This window comes from Ensifer sp. LC163, assembly GCF_001695855.1.
Classification (GTDB): Bacteria; Pseudomonadota; Alphaproteobacteria; order Rhizobiales; family Rhizobiaceae; genus Ensifer.
The window spans coordinates 220998-238008 of record NZ_MBSS01000023.1; the positions used below are offsets into that span (position 1 = coordinate 220998).

Annotated in this window: 16 protein-coding genes; 10 read left to right on the forward strand and 6 right to left on the reverse strand. The window is 63.4% G+C overall.

Annotated elements, in window-relative coordinates:
* Positions 1–601: 601 nt before the first annotated feature.
* From BC360_RS19195 to BC360_RS19215, 5 genes are read right to left on the reverse strand one after another with little or no spacing between them, the layout of a single operon-like run.
* Complete coding sequence (locus tag BC360_RS19195; RefSeq protein ID WP_065786181.1) at positions 602–1459, reverse strand: transporter substrate-binding domain-containing protein; 858 nt, start codon at positions 1457–1459, stop codon at positions 602–604.
* Between the two features lie 38 nt (positions 1460–1497).
* Positions 1498–2280 carry an ABC transporter ATP-binding protein gene (locus tag BC360_RS19200; protein ID WP_065786182.1) on the reverse strand — a complete coding sequence of 261 codons (783 nt, stop codon included), beginning with the start codon at positions 2278–2280 and terminating at the stop codon, positions 1498–1500.
* A complete protein-coding gene (locus BC360_RS19205) occupies positions 2277–3002 on the reverse strand; it encodes an ABC transporter permease (protein ID WP_065796522.1) in 726 nt (241 codons plus the stop codon). The genes BC360_RS19200 and BC360_RS19205 overlap by 4 nt, the downstream gene beginning before the upstream one ends.
* Positions 3002–3721 carry an ABC transporter permease gene (locus BC360_RS19210; protein ID WP_065796523.1) on the reverse strand — a complete coding sequence of 240 codons (720 nt, stop codon included), beginning with the start codon at positions 3719–3721 and terminating at the stop codon, positions 3002–3004. The genes BC360_RS19205 and BC360_RS19210 overlap by 1 nt, the downstream gene beginning before the upstream one ends.
* Positions 3718–5169 carry a M20 family metallopeptidase gene (locus BC360_RS19215; RefSeq protein ID WP_065796524.1) on the reverse strand — a complete coding sequence of 484 codons (1452 nt, stop codon included), beginning with the start codon at positions 5167–5169 and terminating at the stop codon, positions 3718–3720. The genes BC360_RS19210 and BC360_RS19215 overlap by 4 nt, the downstream gene beginning before the upstream one ends.
* Before the next feature lie 180 nt (positions 5170–5349).
* Between BC360_RS19215 and BC360_RS19220 the strand changes: the two genes are divergently transcribed.
* Both BC360_RS19220 and BC360_RS19225 read left to right on the forward strand, forming a co-directional pair.
* Positions 5350–6027: a GntR family transcriptional regulator gene (locus tag BC360_RS19220; protein WP_065796742.1), complete on the forward strand. Its 678-nt coding sequence runs from the start codon at positions 5350–5352 to the stop codon at positions 6025–6027.
* Between the two features lie 207 nt (positions 6028–6234).
* Complete coding sequence (locus BC360_RS19225) at positions 6235–6426, forward strand: hypothetical protein (protein WP_065796525.1); 192 nt, start codon at positions 6235–6237, stop codon at positions 6424–6426.
* 67 nt (positions 6427–6493) lie between these two features.
* Here the strand turns inward: BC360_RS19225 and BC360_RS19230 are convergent, their stop codons facing one another.
* The gene (locus BC360_RS19230) at positions 6494–7966 is read right to left on the reverse strand and encodes a PLP-dependent aminotransferase family protein (protein ID WP_065796526.1); all 1473 of its coding nucleotides are present in this window, start codon (positions 7964–7966) and stop codon (positions 6494–6496) included.
* Positions 7967–8119: 153 nt separating this feature from the next.
* Between BC360_RS19230 and tauA the strand changes: the two genes are divergently transcribed.
* The 8 genes from tauA to pta all read left to right on the forward strand — a co-directional run bounded on the left by tauA (position 8120) and on the right by pta (position 16760).
* Entirely contained in the window at positions 8120–9139 is a 1020-nt protein-coding gene (gene tauA / locus BC360_RS19235) for a taurine ABC transporter substrate-binding protein (RefSeq protein WP_065786187.1), read from the forward strand.
* Between the two features lie 80 nt (positions 9140–9219).
* Positions 9220–10032 (forward strand): taurine ABC transporter ATP-binding protein, encoded by an 813-nt coding sequence (locus tag BC360_RS19240; protein ID WP_065796527.1) that lies wholly within the window; start codon positions 9220–9222, stop codon positions 10030–10032.
* Positions 10025–10852, forward strand: coding sequence for an ABC transporter permease subunit (locus tag BC360_RS19245; protein ID WP_065796528.1), 828 nt, complete (start codon positions 10025–10027; stop codon positions 10850–10852). Before BC360_RS19240 ends, BC360_RS19245 begins: the two co-directional genes overlap by 8 nt.
* A 168-nt stretch (positions 10853–11020) precedes the next feature.
* Positions 11021–11407 carry a nuclear transport factor 2 family protein gene (locus BC360_RS19250; protein WP_139110128.1) on the forward strand — a complete coding sequence of 129 codons (387 nt, stop codon included), beginning with the start codon at positions 11021–11023 and terminating at the stop codon, positions 11405–11407.
* Positions 11408–11432: 25 nt separating this feature from the next.
* Entirely contained in the window at positions 11433–12830 is a 1398-nt protein-coding gene (locus tag BC360_RS19255) for an NAD(P)/FAD-dependent oxidoreductase (protein WP_065796530.1), read from the forward strand.
* Positions 12831–12872: 42 nt separating this feature from the next.
* Positions 12873–14648, forward strand: coding sequence for a sulfoacetaldehyde acetyltransferase (xsc, locus tag BC360_RS19260; RefSeq protein ID WP_065786192.1), 1776 nt, complete (start codon positions 12873–12875; stop codon positions 14646–14648).
* 76 nt (positions 14649–14724) lie between these two features.
* Positions 14725–15762, forward strand: a complete 1038-nt coding sequence (locus BC360_RS19265) for a YeiH family protein (protein WP_065796531.1) — start codon at positions 14725–14727, stop codon at positions 15760–15762.
* On the forward strand, positions 15762–16760 hold the full coding sequence (gene pta / locus BC360_RS19270; protein ID WP_065796532.1) for a phosphate acetyltransferase: 999 nt from the start codon (positions 15762–15764) through the stop codon (positions 16758–16760). Before BC360_RS19265 ends, pta begins: the two co-directional genes overlap by 1 nt.
* Positions 16761–17011 lie beyond the last annotated feature (251 nt).

Sequence of the window (17011 nt, forward strand, 5' to 3'; positions counted from 1 at the left end):
TGCGGGCAGTAGAGTATGCGACAAGCGTCACAAGGCCGATGCGGGCCTATGCGATTGTTTACCGTGCCCCAGCAACATGAGGTTGGAACAATGCGCAGATTGCTCAGCGGACTTTCAGTCATTGCATTCTTGGGATTTACGATCGGCATCGGCGCCATGGATCCCGCCGCAGCGGGAAACACGGCCCAAGAACGGTCAACGCGCAATGCCGATACGTCGGGGAAAACCGCAGTTGCACCCGCAAGAAACAAGCGCTCCACCGCTGTCGTCAACCACCCTCCTCCGAGGAACGGAGCCTATTACAAGGGCATATTCCGCAACTGATGATGGCGCGTTGTGGCCGATGCTTCCTGTGGTCGCGTCAGGCGGCGTCGTTCCCATCGGTCTGCCAAGCTGGCCCTTTGGCGGCCCCGCGTCGCTGATCGGACTGGCGACAAATACCGCTGCGAAACTGCAGGCTTGATTGGCGCAAGTCCCAGCCGAGCGTTTTCCGTCGGGTCGATCGGGGTCGGGGGTGCGGGCTTTCCCCCTGTAACGCAAGCTGGACGCCGCCGCGTTTTTGCGCGGCGACGTCCAGTGAGAAGGCGAGAAGCCGGATGGTCTATCGCGGCGTGACGTCGAAGCCGAACCACTTTTCCGAAAGCGTCTTGATCGTGCCGTCCGCCTTGGCGGCGGCGATCGCTTCGTTGAACAGGGCCTTCAGCTCCGGATCGGTCTTGCGCAGGCCGACGGAACTGCCGCGACCGAGAAAGCCGCCCTGGAACCGCGGTCCGGTGGTGGTCATGTCCTCATTGCCCGGCTTTTCGGCAGCCGTCGTCAGATAGGCCATCGAGGCCATCACCAGGTCGACGCGGCCGGCGGCAAGATCGAGATCGTGTTCCTCGGTGGTCTTGTATTCGCGCACTTCGACCACGCCCTTCAGATATTTGTCGACGAAGGCGGCACCAGTCGAGGCGATCTGGACGCCGATCGTCTTGCCTTCGAGCAGCGGCTTCAGCTTCTCGATCTCGGCGATAGCGCCTGCCTCGTTCGAAGCGAGCGAAAACACCACGCCCTTTTCAGGCAGTGCTGCGAGCGGACCCGACTTCGAGGTTGCGAAGGCCTGGCCTGTCGAGCCGTAGGAGTCGCTGAAGTCGATGACCTGTTCGCGCTTGGCCGTTGCCGACATGCCGGAAATGATCGCATCGAACTTGCCGGCGTTCAGCGCCGGGATCATGCCATCAAAATTCTGGACGTTGATCTCGCATTCGACCTTCATGTGGGCGCAGAGATATTTGCTGAGCTCGATCTCATAGCCGTCAAGCGTGCCGTCGGGCTTGGTGAAATTGTAAGGCTTGAAGCCGCCTTCGGTGGCAATCGTCACATGCGTCCATGCCTTGTTTTCCGCCTGCGCGCCGCTGGCGGCGAACAGCACCGTCGCCAGGCACAAAGCCTTCATTGCCGATTTCGTATAGTTCATGCGTAGTTCCCCTTTTTTGAGTGGTTAGAGCCGGCGGTTCACGCTTTGATGAACCGCCGGAAGCGTTCGGATTTGGCGTTGCCGAAGACTTCGTCCGGTCGACCGTCTTCCTCGATCTGACCCTGGTGAAGAAAAATGACCCGGTTCGAGACATCGCGGGCGAAACCCATCTCATGGGTCACGACCAGCATCGTGCGCCCCTCTTCGGCGAGCGCGCGCATGACGCGCAGCACCTCGCCGACGAGTTCCGGATCAAGCGCGGAAGTCGGCTCGTCAAACAGCATCACGGCCGGACGCATCGCCAGCGCCCGGGCGATTGCCGCGCGCTGTTGCTGGCCGCCGGAGAGGTGCGCCGGATAATGATTGCGCTTGGCCGCGATCCCGACCTTGGCAAGAAGCGCTTCGGCTTCCTCGATGCACTCGGTGCGAGGGCGCTTCTGCACGTGGATCGGCGCCTCGATGACGTTTTCCAGCACCGTCTTGTGAGACCAGAGGTTGAAGCTCTGGAACACCATGCCGAGGCGCGAGCGGATGCGATCCACCTGGGCGCGATCTCTGGGACGGCTCTTGCCGTTTGCGGCCGCAAGCATCTCGATGGTTTCGCCGGCAACCGTAACTTCGCCGCGATCCGGCGTTTCGAGCATGTTGATGCAGCGAAGCAGCGTCGACTTGCCCGAGCCGGACGAGCCGAGAATGGAAACGACCTCGCCTTCGCGCGCATCGAGCGAGATGCCCTTCAGGACCTCGATCGGGCCGAAGCTCTTGTGGATGTCCCGAACGCTGATGGCGACGGGCGCAATGGACGACGCGGGCGAACTCAATGCGCTTCTCCTTGGATGATGGCGGGCAACACCGCGACCGGCTGCCTGAGATGCGGGCTCAGCCGGAACTCGACGAACTGCACCAGGCGGGTGAGCAGAAAGTTGATGGTGAGGTAGATGGCACCGGCGACGACGAACACTTCGATCGCGCGATAGCTCTCGGAGATGATGCGCGCCGCAACGCCGGTCACTTCCATCAGGGTGATGATCGACGCCAATGACGTTGCCTTGACCATCGAGATCATCTCGTTGCCGTAACCGGGCAGTGCCTGCCTGACGCCGAGCGGCAACGTGATGCGCCGGAAGATCATGAAGCGCGACATGCCGCATGCCCTTGCCGCTTCGACCTGGCCGAAGGGCACCGAAAGCAGGCCGCCGCGGATGATCTCGCTGGCATAGGCGGCCGTGTTCAGCGCAAGCGCCAGCACCGCACACCAATATGGCTCCCGGAGCACGGGCCAGAGCAGGCTGTGGCGGATGGCCGGAAACTGGCTGAGGCCATAATAGATGATGAAGATCTGGACGAGCAGTGGCGTGCCGCGGAAGACGAAGACATAGGCCTGCGCCAGCCAGCGCAGCGGAGCGATGGCCGAAAATCGGGCGACGGCGATGCCAACCGCCAGGATCGCGCCAAGGGCGATCGAGTTTGCCGCCAGCAACAGCGTCAGGGGAACAGCCGAAACGAGACTGACGAAGGTCTCCTGAAGGAAGGTCCAGTCCATCAGCTTCTCCTCACGCCGCGGCTGAAATGACGCTCGGCCCGATGCAGGACAGCGCTCGAAACCGTCGAGATCGCGAGATAGATGCCGCCGGCAATCAGGTAGAAATCGAAGGGCAGGCCGGTGGAGCCGGCAGCAATCTGCGCCTGGCGCAGCAATTCGGCCACACCGGTGATCGAGACAAGCGCACTCTCCTTGAGCACGACCTGCCAGACGTTGCCGAGGCCCGGCAATGCGTGCCGAAGGGTCAAGGGCGCGACGATGCGCCTGAAGCGGAGCCACCGCGGCATGCCGCAGGCGATCGCGGCCTCTATCTCTCCGGGATGCACTGCCCTGAACGCGCCACGGAAGACCTCGGTATGCTGCGCGCCGGAGGTGATCCCGACCGCCAGCGTACCGGCAAGGAAGCCGGGAAAGCCGATGAAGCCTTCGGCGCCGAACAGGTGCCCGATGGCCGTGATTGCGGCGGAGCCGCCGAAATAGAGCAGATAGATCACCAGCAGATCGGGAATGCCGCGCAGCACCGTCGTGTAGACGTCGGCAACGAGGCGCGTTCCTGCCCCGCCCCGGACCTTGGCCCAGACGCCGAGCACGCCGATGACGGCACCGGTCGCGTAGCCCGACAGCGCGATCAGGATCGTCATCGTGGCGCCGGCAAGGAGGATATTTCCCCAGCCGCCGGGGCCGAAACTTAAGAGTTCGAAGATACCGGGTTGGGTCACAACGCCTGAACTCCCTGTTCGGCGGACCCGGCCGCGCGCGAAGGAAGAGGCGGGTTCACACCATCAGGAATGGGGTTGACGAAGGGCGTTCCGTCGAGGCGACTGCGATGATCCGCCTTGGCGGCCGCCACCAGCTCCGGATCCGACATCAGATCGATGGCAAGGCTCGCCATGGCCTTGGCCGCATGCGCCATGCCCTTGTGTGCGGCCGGCAGTTTCCCTTGCGCGACCAGTTGCCAGGAATGGCCCGGCGTGCCGATCGCATAGGTCGCACCACGCATCTGCACCGTCGGAACGACCCAGCTCACCGTCCCGACATCGGTGGAGCCGACGATGCTGCCGTCACCGCCATAGAGCGGGTAGATCATGTCGCACAGCGGCTGTCCCTTGCGCTGAGAGAGACCGAAACGCGCATAGGACGCGGCGATATCGTCGGGCGAGTAGGTTGCCTGAAATTTTCGCGCCTTCTCCAGGTCGGCGGCATCGAAGGCGGCCGGCCCAAGATGTTCGAGGCAGGTGTGGAGCCGTGCCTCCAGCGGGCCATTGCCGACGAGATTGGCATCGCCGCTGATCACCTCATGGCGCACGCTGGTCTCCGTCATCAGTGCCGCACCCTCGGCGATCTTCCTGACGCGCCCGATCAGGTCGAGCAACTCCGGCAATGTGCGGGCACGGATGAGATAGCGCACCGTTGCACGGGCCTGCACGACATTCGGCGCATCGCCACCGGCATCGGTGATCGCATAGTGGACGCGGGCGCTCGATGGCATGTGTTCGCGCATGTAGTTGACGCCGACGTTCATCAGCTCGACGGCATCGAGCGCGCTGCGGCCGAGATGCGGCGTCGCCGAGGCGTGAGAGGCGCGACCGGAGAAGTGGAAGTTGATCTCGTTGCAGGCAAGCGAGATCGGATTGTTGACGCCGGAAAAGGCGGCCGGATGCCAGGAAATGGCGATGTCGACATCGTCGAAGGCGCCGGCCCGCACCATGAAGCCCTTCGAGGAGCCGCCCTCTTCGGCCGGGCAGCCATAGTAGCGCACCCGCCCTTTCAGGCCGTTCGCCTTGAGGTAATCCTTGACGGCGGCAGCGGCGAGCATCGAGCCGGAGCCGAGCAGATTGTGGCCGCAACCGTGGCCGTTGCCGCCGGGAACGACCGGCCGCTCTTCGGCAAGGCCGGCGACCTGGCTCAAGCCCGGCAGCGCATCGAATTCGCCGAGGATGGCGATCACCGGGCCGCCTTCGCCTGCCTCACCCATCAGGGCCGTCGGCAAGCCGGCAACATTGCGCTCGATGCGAAATCCCTCCGCCTCGAGCAGGCGGGCATGTTCGCTGGAGGATCGAAACTCCTCGTAATTGGTCTCGGGACTGTCCCAAACGCGGTCGCTGAGTTCGAAGAATGCCGGGCTCTTTTCCTCGACGATCGACCATACGCGTTCCGTATTCTTCATTGGCGTTTAGCGTCCCATGTGCGATAGTTACCAAAATTGGCGCCAATTTAGGATACAAAAATAAATTGCGCAATGGGCGGCGATGGATATTTTCGGTATCCGTCACAGGCTGAAAAACAGACGATCGCGGATGCGAACGAAGCAGGCCCGCAAGACCTGCCGGAAATCGAGCAAACAGGAATGTCCATGACCGAAATGCAAAGCGTGACCGAGACTGCGGCCAAGGAGCGGGATGTTACTGATCTCGTTCTCGAGGATATCCTGACCGGGGTGCTGCCGGCCGGTACCTGGCTCAAGCAAATCGATCTCGAAAAGCGGTACGATTGCACCCGCCCGGAGGTTCGCCGGGCTCTCGACCGGCTGTCGCAAAAGCGGCTGGTCGAACACGTGCCCAACCGCGGCTATCACGTCTATCTGCCGGACGGCCGGCGCGCGCAGGAAGTCAGCGATATCCGCGTCATCCTCGAAACCGCGGTGGCCGACCTGATGGTGGAACGCGCCACGCCCGAAAGCATCGCCAGGCTGCGCGCACTCGCCAACCATTTCGATGAGATGACCATGGTCGGCACCGTGCTGGAGCATTACGAGGCGAACCTCGCCTTCCATCGCGAGTTGCTGCTCCTGTCCGGTAACAACGAGCTTGTGGACCTCGTTTCCGAAATCCGCCAACGCACCTCATCGGCACCGGTCTCGCAATGGCGCACAAGAGCCCGCGTCGAGCGGTCCGCACGCGAACACCATATGATGGTCGATGCGCTCGAAGCCCGCGATATCGCCCGCCTCAAACGCCTGATCGAGGCGCACATCCGTCAGACCGGCGATGTCGCGCCCGCTGAAAGTGCTGCCCGCCAGGCATGACACCCAGTTCCTTCTACAGCGCCGCGCGCCTATTTAGACGCGCAAAGGTCGCTGTAACACTTTGAGTTGCTGCATAATTCTGTCCTTAAATCGATTCTGATTTAAGGAATTATGCAGCAGGGGAAAAACTGCCGAATTCCCCTGATTTCTCAGAGTTGTGACGGAGTCTTGCAGGACCTAAGCTTGAGCCGAAACTGAGGTTCGGCCATGACAGACACACGCAATCCGCCTGTAACCGATATCGTAGAGATGCGTGAGGCACTGACGGAGTGGTGCACCCAGAACAACTGCACCCAATCGGATCCCCCCGCCAACAGGATCGCGCTTCGGATTTTCGACGTCGCGAGCGGGAAGAAGCTCAATCGCGCCGAGATCCTGGCCCTCCTGTCGAACGGCTAGCACGCGTTCAAACCGTCGCCTTCCTGCCCAGCCGCAGCCGCCGATCGTCCACATAAGCGAGAGCCTTTCAGGACTGCGCCATCCTGCTTGCCGTCAGCTTGACGCCTTCGGCTATGCGGTCTCTGCCGATCGACGAGTATCCCATGCGGAAGAAGCGGCAGCTTTCCTCATCGGTCGGGAAGAACGGCGATCCGGACTCGATCAGAACTCCGTCTTCCCGCAGATCGGTCATCAGCTTGTCGGCATCGAGACCGTCGGGGCCCTCGATCCAGAACGAGGTTCCGCCGAACGCCGCCGATCCGGCAATCTTCAATCCATTGGCGTTGAGCGCGTCTGCCATCACCCGATGGCGCAAATGGTACTCTTCGCGCATCCGGTGAAGCACGGCGTCGTAGTGGCCGAGCGCCAGGAAATAAGCTGCCGTCCGCTGCAGGTGCCCGGGTGGGTGGCGCAGCATCAGGGCGCGCAGTGCCCGCGCCTCCCGGATGACCGGCGCCGGCGCGACGAGATAGCCGAGCCGCAGACCGGGGAAAAGCGACTTCGAAAAGCTGCCGATGTAAAACACCCGCCCGTTTCTGTCGAAGGCCTTCAGCGCCGGTGACGGCGGCGCGAGGAAGCTCATTTCGAACTCGTAATCGTCCTCGATGATGACGAAGTCCCTGCTTGACGCGGCTTCGAGCAGCGCGACGCGGCGATCCATGGGCATCGTCGCGCCCGTAGGGGAATGATGGCTCGGCGTCACGAACACGGCATCGACCTGCTCGGGCAGGCTGGCCGGCGGCAGCCCGCCGTCGTCGACATCGAGCACCGTGACCTTTGCGCCGCTCAGCCGCAGCGAGGCGCTCATATCCGGATGGCAGGGATTTTCGCAGACGGCATGGGAGCCACGCCGCAGCAACAATTGAATGACGATCCAGAGCGCATTTTGCGCCCCCACTGTCACCAGGATCTCGTCGGGATTGGCGCGGATACCGCGCCCCGGCAGCGTGCGTGAACAGATGTAGTTCACCAGCTGCACGTCATCCGACGCAGCGAAATCGCCGGCCATCAGCTCAAAATCTTCGCGCGCCAGCGCCCGCCGGGCGCAGTCTCGCCAGGCGGTGAGATCGAAGAGCGACGGATCCATCTGGCCATAGAGGAAAGGATAGGGATAACGCCGCCAATCAAGCGGTTTGTGCATCTGCTTGGCGACGCGAAAGGTCGAGCGCAGCTTCGCCGACCAGTCCACGGCTTCAGCATCCGGCAACGCCACATCCGTGTCGAGCACGTTGAACGGCGGCTTGTCGGCGACGCGGTAGCTGCTGCGGTCGGCCGCGTCGAGATAGCCCTGGGTCGCCAGCTCCTGATAGGCCAGCGTGACGGTGAGGCGCGAGATGTTGAGATAGACTGCAAGCTTGCGGGTCGACGGAAGCTGGGCGCCGGGCGGCAACCGCCCTGACAGCACGGCGGAGACGACCGTCTCCCGGATCTGCGCCTGCAGGCTCGTGCGGCTCGACCGGTCGACGAAGAACACGGTTTCCGGAACAGAGATGCGTGCCAAATCCGATCCCCCACGATCAAAACTGGACTTATCTAACTTTCAATCTGGCTATAAAGCAAACGGGAAAGCTGCTTTATCCCTAATGGTCGAAAATGAGATCGGCATAACAGTCGACAGACCCCGAAAAACGGGGTCGGAACCAGAGGGAAACAAATGTTCTATTCCAACGCCTTGAAAACCATGGCGGGGGCAGCCACGATTGCGGCCGGCCTCCTGACCTCCAGCCTCGCCCGCGCCGAGACCAATGTGATCATCGGCTATCAGCAGATCGTCGGTCCGTTCATTGCCGCCATCGCCGACGGCCGTTTCGACGCGGCCGCAAAAGAGGCGGGCTACCTCGTCGACTGGCGGCAGTTCAGCTCCGGCGGCGACATCTCGACGGCACTTGCATCGGGCAACGTCCCGATCGGCGTCATCGGCTCGACCGGCACAACGGCGGCGGCGACGCGCGGCGTCGACCTCGAATTGTTCTGGATCCTCGACAACATCGGCAAGTCGGAAGCGCTTGTCGCCCGCGAAGGCTCGGGCATCGAGAAGCCGGAAGATCTGGTCGGCCGCTCCGTCGGCGTCCCCTTCGTGTCGACCTCGCATTTCCATCTGCTCGTCGGTCTTGAGCAGGTCTGGAAGGTCGATCCGCGCGAAGTCAACATTCTGAACATGAAGCCGCCGCAGATCGTCGCAGCCTGGCAGCGCGGCGATATCGATGCCGCCTATGTCTGGCCACCGGCCCTGTCGGAACTCTTAAAGACCGGCAAGGTGATCTCCGATTCCGAGGCGATCGGCGCGGCGAGCGTCCCGACCTTCGACGGACTGGTCGTCGACAAGAAATGGGCGGTCGAAAATCCGAAGTTCATGGCCGCCTTCACCAAGGTGCTGGCCGAAGCCTACGCCGACTACAAGGCAAACGGCGCGAGCTGGACGGCGGACTCCGCACCGGTCCAGAACATCGTCAAGCTCATCGGCGGCGATGGTGCCGGCACCGTCGAGGCCCTGAACCTCTTGTCCTTCCCGACGGCTGAGGAGCAGGCCTCCGAAACCTGGCTCGGCGGCGGCGCAGTGCGCGCGCTGTCGGAAAGCGCAAAATTCCTTGCCGACCAGAAGCAGATCGACAAGGCGCTCGACGACTACGCGCCTTACGTCAACAGCGCCTACGCGAAAGAGGCTTCGAAGTAGCCGACGCCCGCTCCTGACCGCCGGTCGGTCAGGAGCGCCGCCAACGCAACTCAACAGCCATTTTTCGAAAGGCCTGCACAATGGAAACTCTGAATGTCAGCAATGTGAGCCTGACCTATCCTGGTCTCTATTCGGACGAGGCGGTCATCGCGCTCAAGGGCGTCAATCTCGAGATCAAGAGCGGCGATTTCGTCGTCGCGCTCGGCGCCTCGGGCTGTGGCAAGACCACGCTGCTCAATCTGATGGCGGGCTTCATGGCCCCGAGCGCCGGTGAAATCACGCTGGGAAGCCGTCGTGTCTCAGGCCCCGGCGCCGATCGTGGGGTCGTGTTCCAGAAGCATGCCCTGCTGCCCTGGCTCAATGTCATCGACAACACCGAGTTCGGACTGAAACTGCGTGGTGTCGACAAGGCGAAACGCCACGAGGTCGCCGCCAGGAACCTCGCCCTCGTCGGCCTGCAGGATTTTCACCGGCACATGATCTACCACCTGTCCGGTGGCATGCAGCAACGTGTCGGCATCGCCCGGGCCCTGAGCTGCGATCCGTCGATGCTGCTGATGGACGAGCCGATGGCAGCCCTCGACGCGCTGACCCGCGAGACCATCCAGGAGCTGCTGCTGAAGGTCTGGCAACTGACCAACAAGATGTTCTTTTTCATCACTCACAGCGTCGAAGAGGCGTTGTTCCTGGGGTCGCGCCTGATCGTCATGTCACCGCGACCGGGACGGATCACCCACACCTACGAGCTCGATTTCAACAAACGGTTCCTGGAAGAAGGCAATGCCCGTGCAATCAAATCCAGTCGCGACTTCATCGACATGCGTGAACAGATCCTCAGCATCATCTACGGCGACGAACGCCAGTCCGGAAACCCGGAGCTCCTCCATGCTTGAGCGCGTGACGAAAGCCAAGCCGGTACGGCCGGGCCGGATCTACGGCGCACCCGGCGAAGGCATGAGCGGGCATATCAGCCTCTTGACCGCGCTAACCCTGGTGGCGCTCTGGCTGCTGGTCACCGAGATGCAATGGGTCCGGCCGCTTTTCCTGCCATCGCCGCTGGCGGTCTGGGACAAGTTCGTGATCGCGCTGACGGAGGGCGTCTCCAACTCGACGCTCGCCCGACACACGCTGGCAAGCCTTGGCCGCGTGCTCGGTGCCTTTGCGCTCGCCCTCGTCACCGCCGTTCCGATCGGCATCCTCATGGGCGTGAACCGGGTGATGCGCGGGCTGTTCGATCCGATCATCGAGTTCTACCGTCCCTTGCCGCCGCTCGCCTACCTGCCGCTGATCATCATCTGGCTCGGCATCGGCGAGTTCCCGAAGGTGTTCCTGATCTACCTCGCGATCTTCGCGCCGATGGCGATTGCCGCCCGTGCCGGCGTCCGGTCCGTCTCGATCGAGCAGATCCATGCGGCCTATGCGATGGGCGCAAGCCGCCGCCAGGTCATCAGCCACGTCATTCTCAAGGCGGCGCTGCCCGAGATCTTCACCGGGATGCGCATCGGCATCGGCGTCGGCTGGACGACGCTTGTCGCGGCCGAAATGGTCGCGGCCCACAGGGGCCTCGGCTTCATGGTCCTGAACGCCGCCGAGTTCCTGGCCAGTGACACCGTGATCATGGGTATCATCGTCATCGGCGTCTTCGCCTTCGCCTTCGATCTCCTGATCCGCCACCTCGAGAAGGCGCTCATTCCCTGGAAGGGCAAGGTGTGACGATACGCCGTTCGCCAAGACCGCGGCCACCGAGCTGATGGCCGCCCGGTCCTAACAGGATCCCGTACCGCACAAACAAGCCGATCTGGCCGGTTCGCCCGGCCACGGCGAAGCCATGCCCGAAACATCGCCTGCAACACTTAGGGAACATAAGCCATGACCGCCCCGATGACCGCCAACGACCTCTCCAACCTCTTCGACGCCTTCAACCGGCACGACATCGACGGCGTCATGTCCTTCTTCGCCAAGGACTGCGTCTTCAACACGGTGGCGGGCAGCGAAGCGCACGGCACCCGCGTCGAGGGAACCGAGCAGATCGCCACCGCCTTCAGCGGCGTCTGGCAGACGATGCCGGATGCCCACTGGGCCCACCACGGCCACTTCGTCCATGGAGACCGGGCCGTGTCGGAATGGACCTTCTCCGGCACGAACGCCGACGGCAGCCGCGTCGAGGCGGAAGGTTGTGACCTCTTCACGCTCCGCGACGGCAAGATCGTCCGCAAGCAGGCCTTTCGCAAGAACCGGCCGCTGATTGCGGCTCCCTTCCGCTACTGAGCTCGAGCCAGGTCAGGAAACCGACATGGAACAGCTTGTCAGAACAGCACGGCCGAGCAAGCCCTTCGATCCGGCATACGATCCCAATCGCGCCGCCAATCCCGGCGACGGCAAGGATTATGCGCCGACCTACTGGATCGCAACGGCCGGACCGCCACCCGCCGACGATGGCCCTATCCTTGGGGATGTCGACGTCGACGTCGCGATCGTCGGCTCGGGATACACCGGCCTCTCCTGCGCCATCCATCTTGCCAGGGAGCACGGCATCAAGGCGACCGTGCTTGAAGCCAACGGCGTCGCCTGGGGCTGCAGCACCCGCAACGGCGGCCAGGCGCAGATTTCCGCCGGCCGGCTCAAGCGCTCGCAGTGGATCGAGCGCTGGGGCGTCGATGTCGCCAAGAAGCTGCACGTCGAAATCAGCGAAGCCTTCGATCTCTTCCGCGATCTCATCGCCTCGCCGGAGATCGCCTGCGACCCGCAGGATGGTGGACACCTTTACATTGCCCATCGCAACAAGGTGATGCCGTCGCTGGAGGCGGAGTCCCGCGTGCTCAACGACGTGTTCGGCTACCGCACGCGCATCCTTGGCCGAGACGAAATCCATCGCGACTTCGTCCGAGACAGCGAGGCGGTGGGCGCCCTCTACGAGCCGGACGGCATGGGCATCCATGCGGCCAAGCTCGCCTTCGGCTATCTCACTTTGGCGCGCAAGCTCGGCGCCCGCGTTCATACCTCCAGCCCGGTTCTTGGCTGTGATCAAAAAGGCGGCGTCTTTCACCTTCGCACCCCCGGCGGGACAGTGCGGGCAAGGGCGGTGTGTTTTGCGACCGCCGGCTACACCTCACCCGGCCTGCATGCGCTGACGAAGCATCGGCTGATGCCGATCCTCTCCAACTCGATCGTCACCCGCGTGCTCACCGACGAAGAGCGGGCGGCGCTGAATTTTCAGACGCACATCCCGCTCACCGACACGCGCACGCTGCGCCACTACTACCGGCTGATGCCGGACGGACGCGTGCAGATCGGCAGCCGCAGCGCGATCACCGGCACGGACGCGGTCAACCCCAAACACCTCGACCGCCTGCTCGAGGGCCTCTACCGCAAGTTCCCGGTGCTCACCGGCATCAAGGTCGACTACTCCTGGTGGGGCTGGGTCGATGTCAGCCACGACATGATGCCGCGGATCTTTCGCCCCGATCCGAAACAGGCGCTGTTCTACGCCATGGGCTATGGCGGCAACGGCGTCATGTATTCGGCCCAGGCCGGACGGCGCATGGCGCAGATGGTCGCCGGCAAGGGCGGCACCCTCGACCTGCCGATCTTCACCTCCCCTCTCCCCAGCCATGGGCTGCTGACGCCGTTCCGGCGCATCGGCCAGTGGGGGATGTACCGCTGGTACTACCTCAAGGACGAGATCCTCTAGCCGCTCGGTCGGCCCCAAAACCAACATGAAAGGAACCAGACAATGAAAATGACGACCGAAGAGGCTTTCGTAAAAGTCCTCCAGATGCACGGCATCGAACATGCCTTCGGGATTATCGGCTCGGCGATGATGCCGGTGTCCGACCTCTTTCCAAGAGCCGGCATCACCTTCTGGGACTGCGCCCATGAAACCAACGCCGCACTGATTGCCGACGGGTACACCCGCGTCACCGGCAACATGTCGATGGCAATCGCCCAGAACGGCCCCGGCGTCACCGGCTTCGTGACGGCGGTCAAGACCGCCTACTGGAACCATACGCCGATGCTTCTCGTCACGCCGCAGGCGGCAAACAAGACGATCGGCCAGGGCGGCTTCCAGGAAGTCGACCAGATGGCGCTGTTCGAGGAGATGGTCTGCTATCAGGAAGAGGTGCGCGACGCGAGCCGCGTTCCCGAAGTGCTCAACCGGGTCATCGAGAAAGCCTGGCGCGGCTGCGCCCCGGCGCAAATCAACATCCCGCGCGATTACTGGACCCAGGTCATCGACGTCGAGTTGCCGAGCATCGTTCGCCTGGAGCGCCCGTCCGGCGGCAAGCAGGCGATTTCCGAAGCAGCAAGATTGCTGTCCGAAGCGAAATTCCCGGTGATCCTCAACGGCGCCGGTGTCGTCATCGGCGGCGCGATCGGTGAATCCATCGCGCTTGCCGAGCGTCTCGACGCCCCGGTCTGCTGCGGATACCAGCATAACGATGCCTTCCCCGGCGGCCATCGCCTGGCGGCAGGCCCGCTTGGCTACAACGGTTCCAAGGCGGCCATGGAACTGATCGCCAAGGCCGACGTGGTGCTGGCGCTCGGCACCCGCCTCAACCCGTTCTCGACGCTCCCGGGCTATGGCATCGACTACTGGCCGAAGAATGCCGCGATCATCCAGGTCGACATCAACTCCGATCGCATCGGCCTGACCAAGAAGGTGTCGGTCGGCATCTGCGGCGATGCCAAGCAGGTGGCAAGCCAGATCCTCGAGCAACTGTCGCCGTCGGCCGGCGATATCGGGCGCGAAGAGCGGAAGGCGCTGATCCACACGACCCGCTCGGCCTGGCTGCAGCAGCTGTCGTCGATGGACCATGAGGACGACGATCCGGGCACCGAATGGAACGCTGCGGCGCGCCGCCGGGAATCCGACCGCATGTCGCCGCGCCAGGCATGGCGCGCGATCCAGGCGGCCTTGCCGAAGGACGCCATCATCTCGACCGACATCGGCAACAATTGCGCCATCGGCAACGCCTATCCGAGCTTCGAACAGGGCCGGAAATACCTCGCCCCCGGCATGTTCGGGCCCTGCGGCTACGGCTTCCCGTCGATCGTCGGCGCCAAGATCGGCTGCCCGGATGTGCCGGTGGTCGGCTTTGCCGGCGATGGCGCCTTCGGCATCTCGATGAACGAGATGACCTCCATCGGCCGTGCCGGCTGGCCGCCGATCACCATGGTGATCTTCCGCAACTTCCAGTGGGGAGCCGAGAAGCGCAACACGACGCTCTGGTACGACAACAACTTCGTCGGAACCGAGCTCAACCCCAACCTCAGCTACGCGAAGGTGGCCGACGGCTGCGGCCTCAAGGGCGTGACGGTCGACACCCAGGCGGACCTGACGGCCGCCCTGCAGCAGGCACTTGAGGACCAGTCACAGGGCGTGACCACTTTCGTCGAAGTCATCCTCAACCAGGAACTGGGAGAGCCCTTCCGCCGCGACGCGATGAAGAAGCCTGTGCAGGTGGCAGGCATCCAGCGCTCCGACATGCGACCGCAGCGGCACATCTGACGTGCAGCCCATGCCCGGCGGCTGGTGTCGCCGGGCATGGGCCTCTGACTTGGCGTTCTCAGACGGGAAATTTGACATGAATGCGGTATCCGAAACGACACGGCGGTTTCAATGGCTGCCCTCGACCCTGTCGACCTATGGTCCTGGCCTGCTGGTGACGGCTGCCGTTGCCATGGCCGCGCAGTTCCTGTCGGATCATTATGGCGCCCCCGCCATGCTGATGGCACTGCTGCTCGGAATCGCGTTCCACTTCCTGTCCGAAGAAGGCCGGTGCGTTGCCGGTATCGAGCTTTCGGCGAAGAAGATCCTCAGGATCGGCGTCGCTTTGCTCGGCATGCGCATCAGCGTCGACCTCTTGATCGGGCTCGGGAGCGGCACCATCCTCCTGCTGGTCGCAGCGATCGCAGCGACGATCCTGTTCGGGCTGGCCGCTGCCCGCATCCTTGGAAGAGGCTGGCGGCTTGCCCTTCTCACCAGCGGCGCGGTCGCGATTTGCGGTGCCTCCGCCGCCATGGCGATTGCCGCTGTCCTGCCGAAGAACGAGTTTTCCGAGCGCAATCTGATCTTCACCGTGCTTTCGGTGACCGTTCTCAGCACGCTCGCAATGATCGGCTATCCGATCCTCGCCCAGTCGCTCGGATTGGACGCACGCGCCACCGGCATCTTCTTCGGCGGCACCATCCATGACGTGGCGCAAGTGGTCGGTGCCGGCTTTTCGGTGTCGCCGGAAGCCGGCGAAACGGCGACGCTCGTCAAGCTCATCCGCGTGACGATGCTGGCGCCGGTTGTGCTTATCTTCTCGATCGCGCTCAGGAACGTTCCGCAGGAGGGGGGGGAGGCCGGAAAGCGACCGCCATTGCTGCCCGGTTTCGTCGTCGCCTTCCTGATCCTTGCCGCCATGAACTCCGGCGGGATCGTCCCGGCCGCAGTCGCCGAACTCGGCATGGAGACGTCGCGCTGGGCGCTGCTGGCGGGCATTGTCGCCGTCGGCATGAAGACATCCCTGCGGCGTGTGCTCGATGTCGGCGGCGATGCGGTCGCGCTCATCGTCGCCGAAACGATCTTCCTCGGCGTCTTCATCCTCGGCGGCATGCATTATCTGGGGCATCTCTAATGAAACCACTCGATCGCATCATCGAAACCGCAAGAAAAACACCGCGCCACATCGTCCTTGCCGAAGGTGAGGACACGCGGGTCGTCGCTGCAGCCGTGCGTGCCCGCGCCGAGGGCCTTGCCGAAATCACGCTCGTCGGCCGGCGCGAGATCATCGCCGAGCGCCTGCGCGATCACGGGGCCGATGAGCATGCCTTCCGGATCGAAAACCCGGCGACGTCAGTGCTGACGGAGCGGTTCGCATCCCGGTATCATGAACTGCGCCGGAGCAAGGGGATCGATCGGGAAGCGGCCGAAAAGGCGGTGCGCGAAGACCTGGTCTTTGCCGCCATGATGGTTCGCGAGAACGAAGCGGACGGCACCATCGGCGGAGCGGTGGCGACCACGGCCGATACCGTACGCACCGCCCTGCAGATCATCGGCCGCGCGCCTGGCGCCAGCCTCGTCTCCAGTTTCTTTCTGATGATGCTGTGTCAGCCGCATCACGCCAAGAAGGGCGCCTTCGTCTTTTCCGACTGCGGCCTCGTCGTCGATCCCGACGCCGCCGGGCTCGCCGATATCGCCCGCATGTCGGCGCAGTCCTACACGTCGTTGCTGGGGGATCGGGCCAAGGTCGCGATGCTCTCCTTCTCAACCAATGGCAGTGCCGCGCACGATCGCGTCTCCAATGTGGTCGAGGCGACGCACATTGCCCGCGCCGCCAATCCCGACCTGCTGATCGACGGCGAATTGCAGTTCGACAGCGCCTTCGTCGAGGCCGTATCGTCGTCCAAGGCGCCCAACTCGACACTGCACGGGCAGGCGAACGTCTTCATCTTTCCCAATCTCGACGCCGCCAATATCGGCTACAAGATCGCCCAGCGCATCGGCGGCGCGACCGCCATCGGCCCGGTGCTTCAGGGGCTCGCCAAGCCCGCCAACGATCTTTCGCGCGGCTGCACGGCCGATGACGTCTTCCACATGATCGCCGTCACCGTGGTCCAGGCCGCGTCGCAATAAAGGTGCTGTCGAACCCGCCTGATGGCCGCATCGGCGGCGATCGGGCCGAACGTCATTACCGTTCCCAAACCGAAAACAACTTCAAATCACCCGCATGCAATGATGCTGCCGATCACGGCCTATAGTTCGAGGCTTGCGTTTTCGACACGCTTTAGGTCGCCGCGAATTATCCAGTAGGCGCCGCCGAGAAATTTCGGCTACGAAGCATCGATTGATGCGGTTGCGTTGCGGAATGCGCCATGGGCGGCACC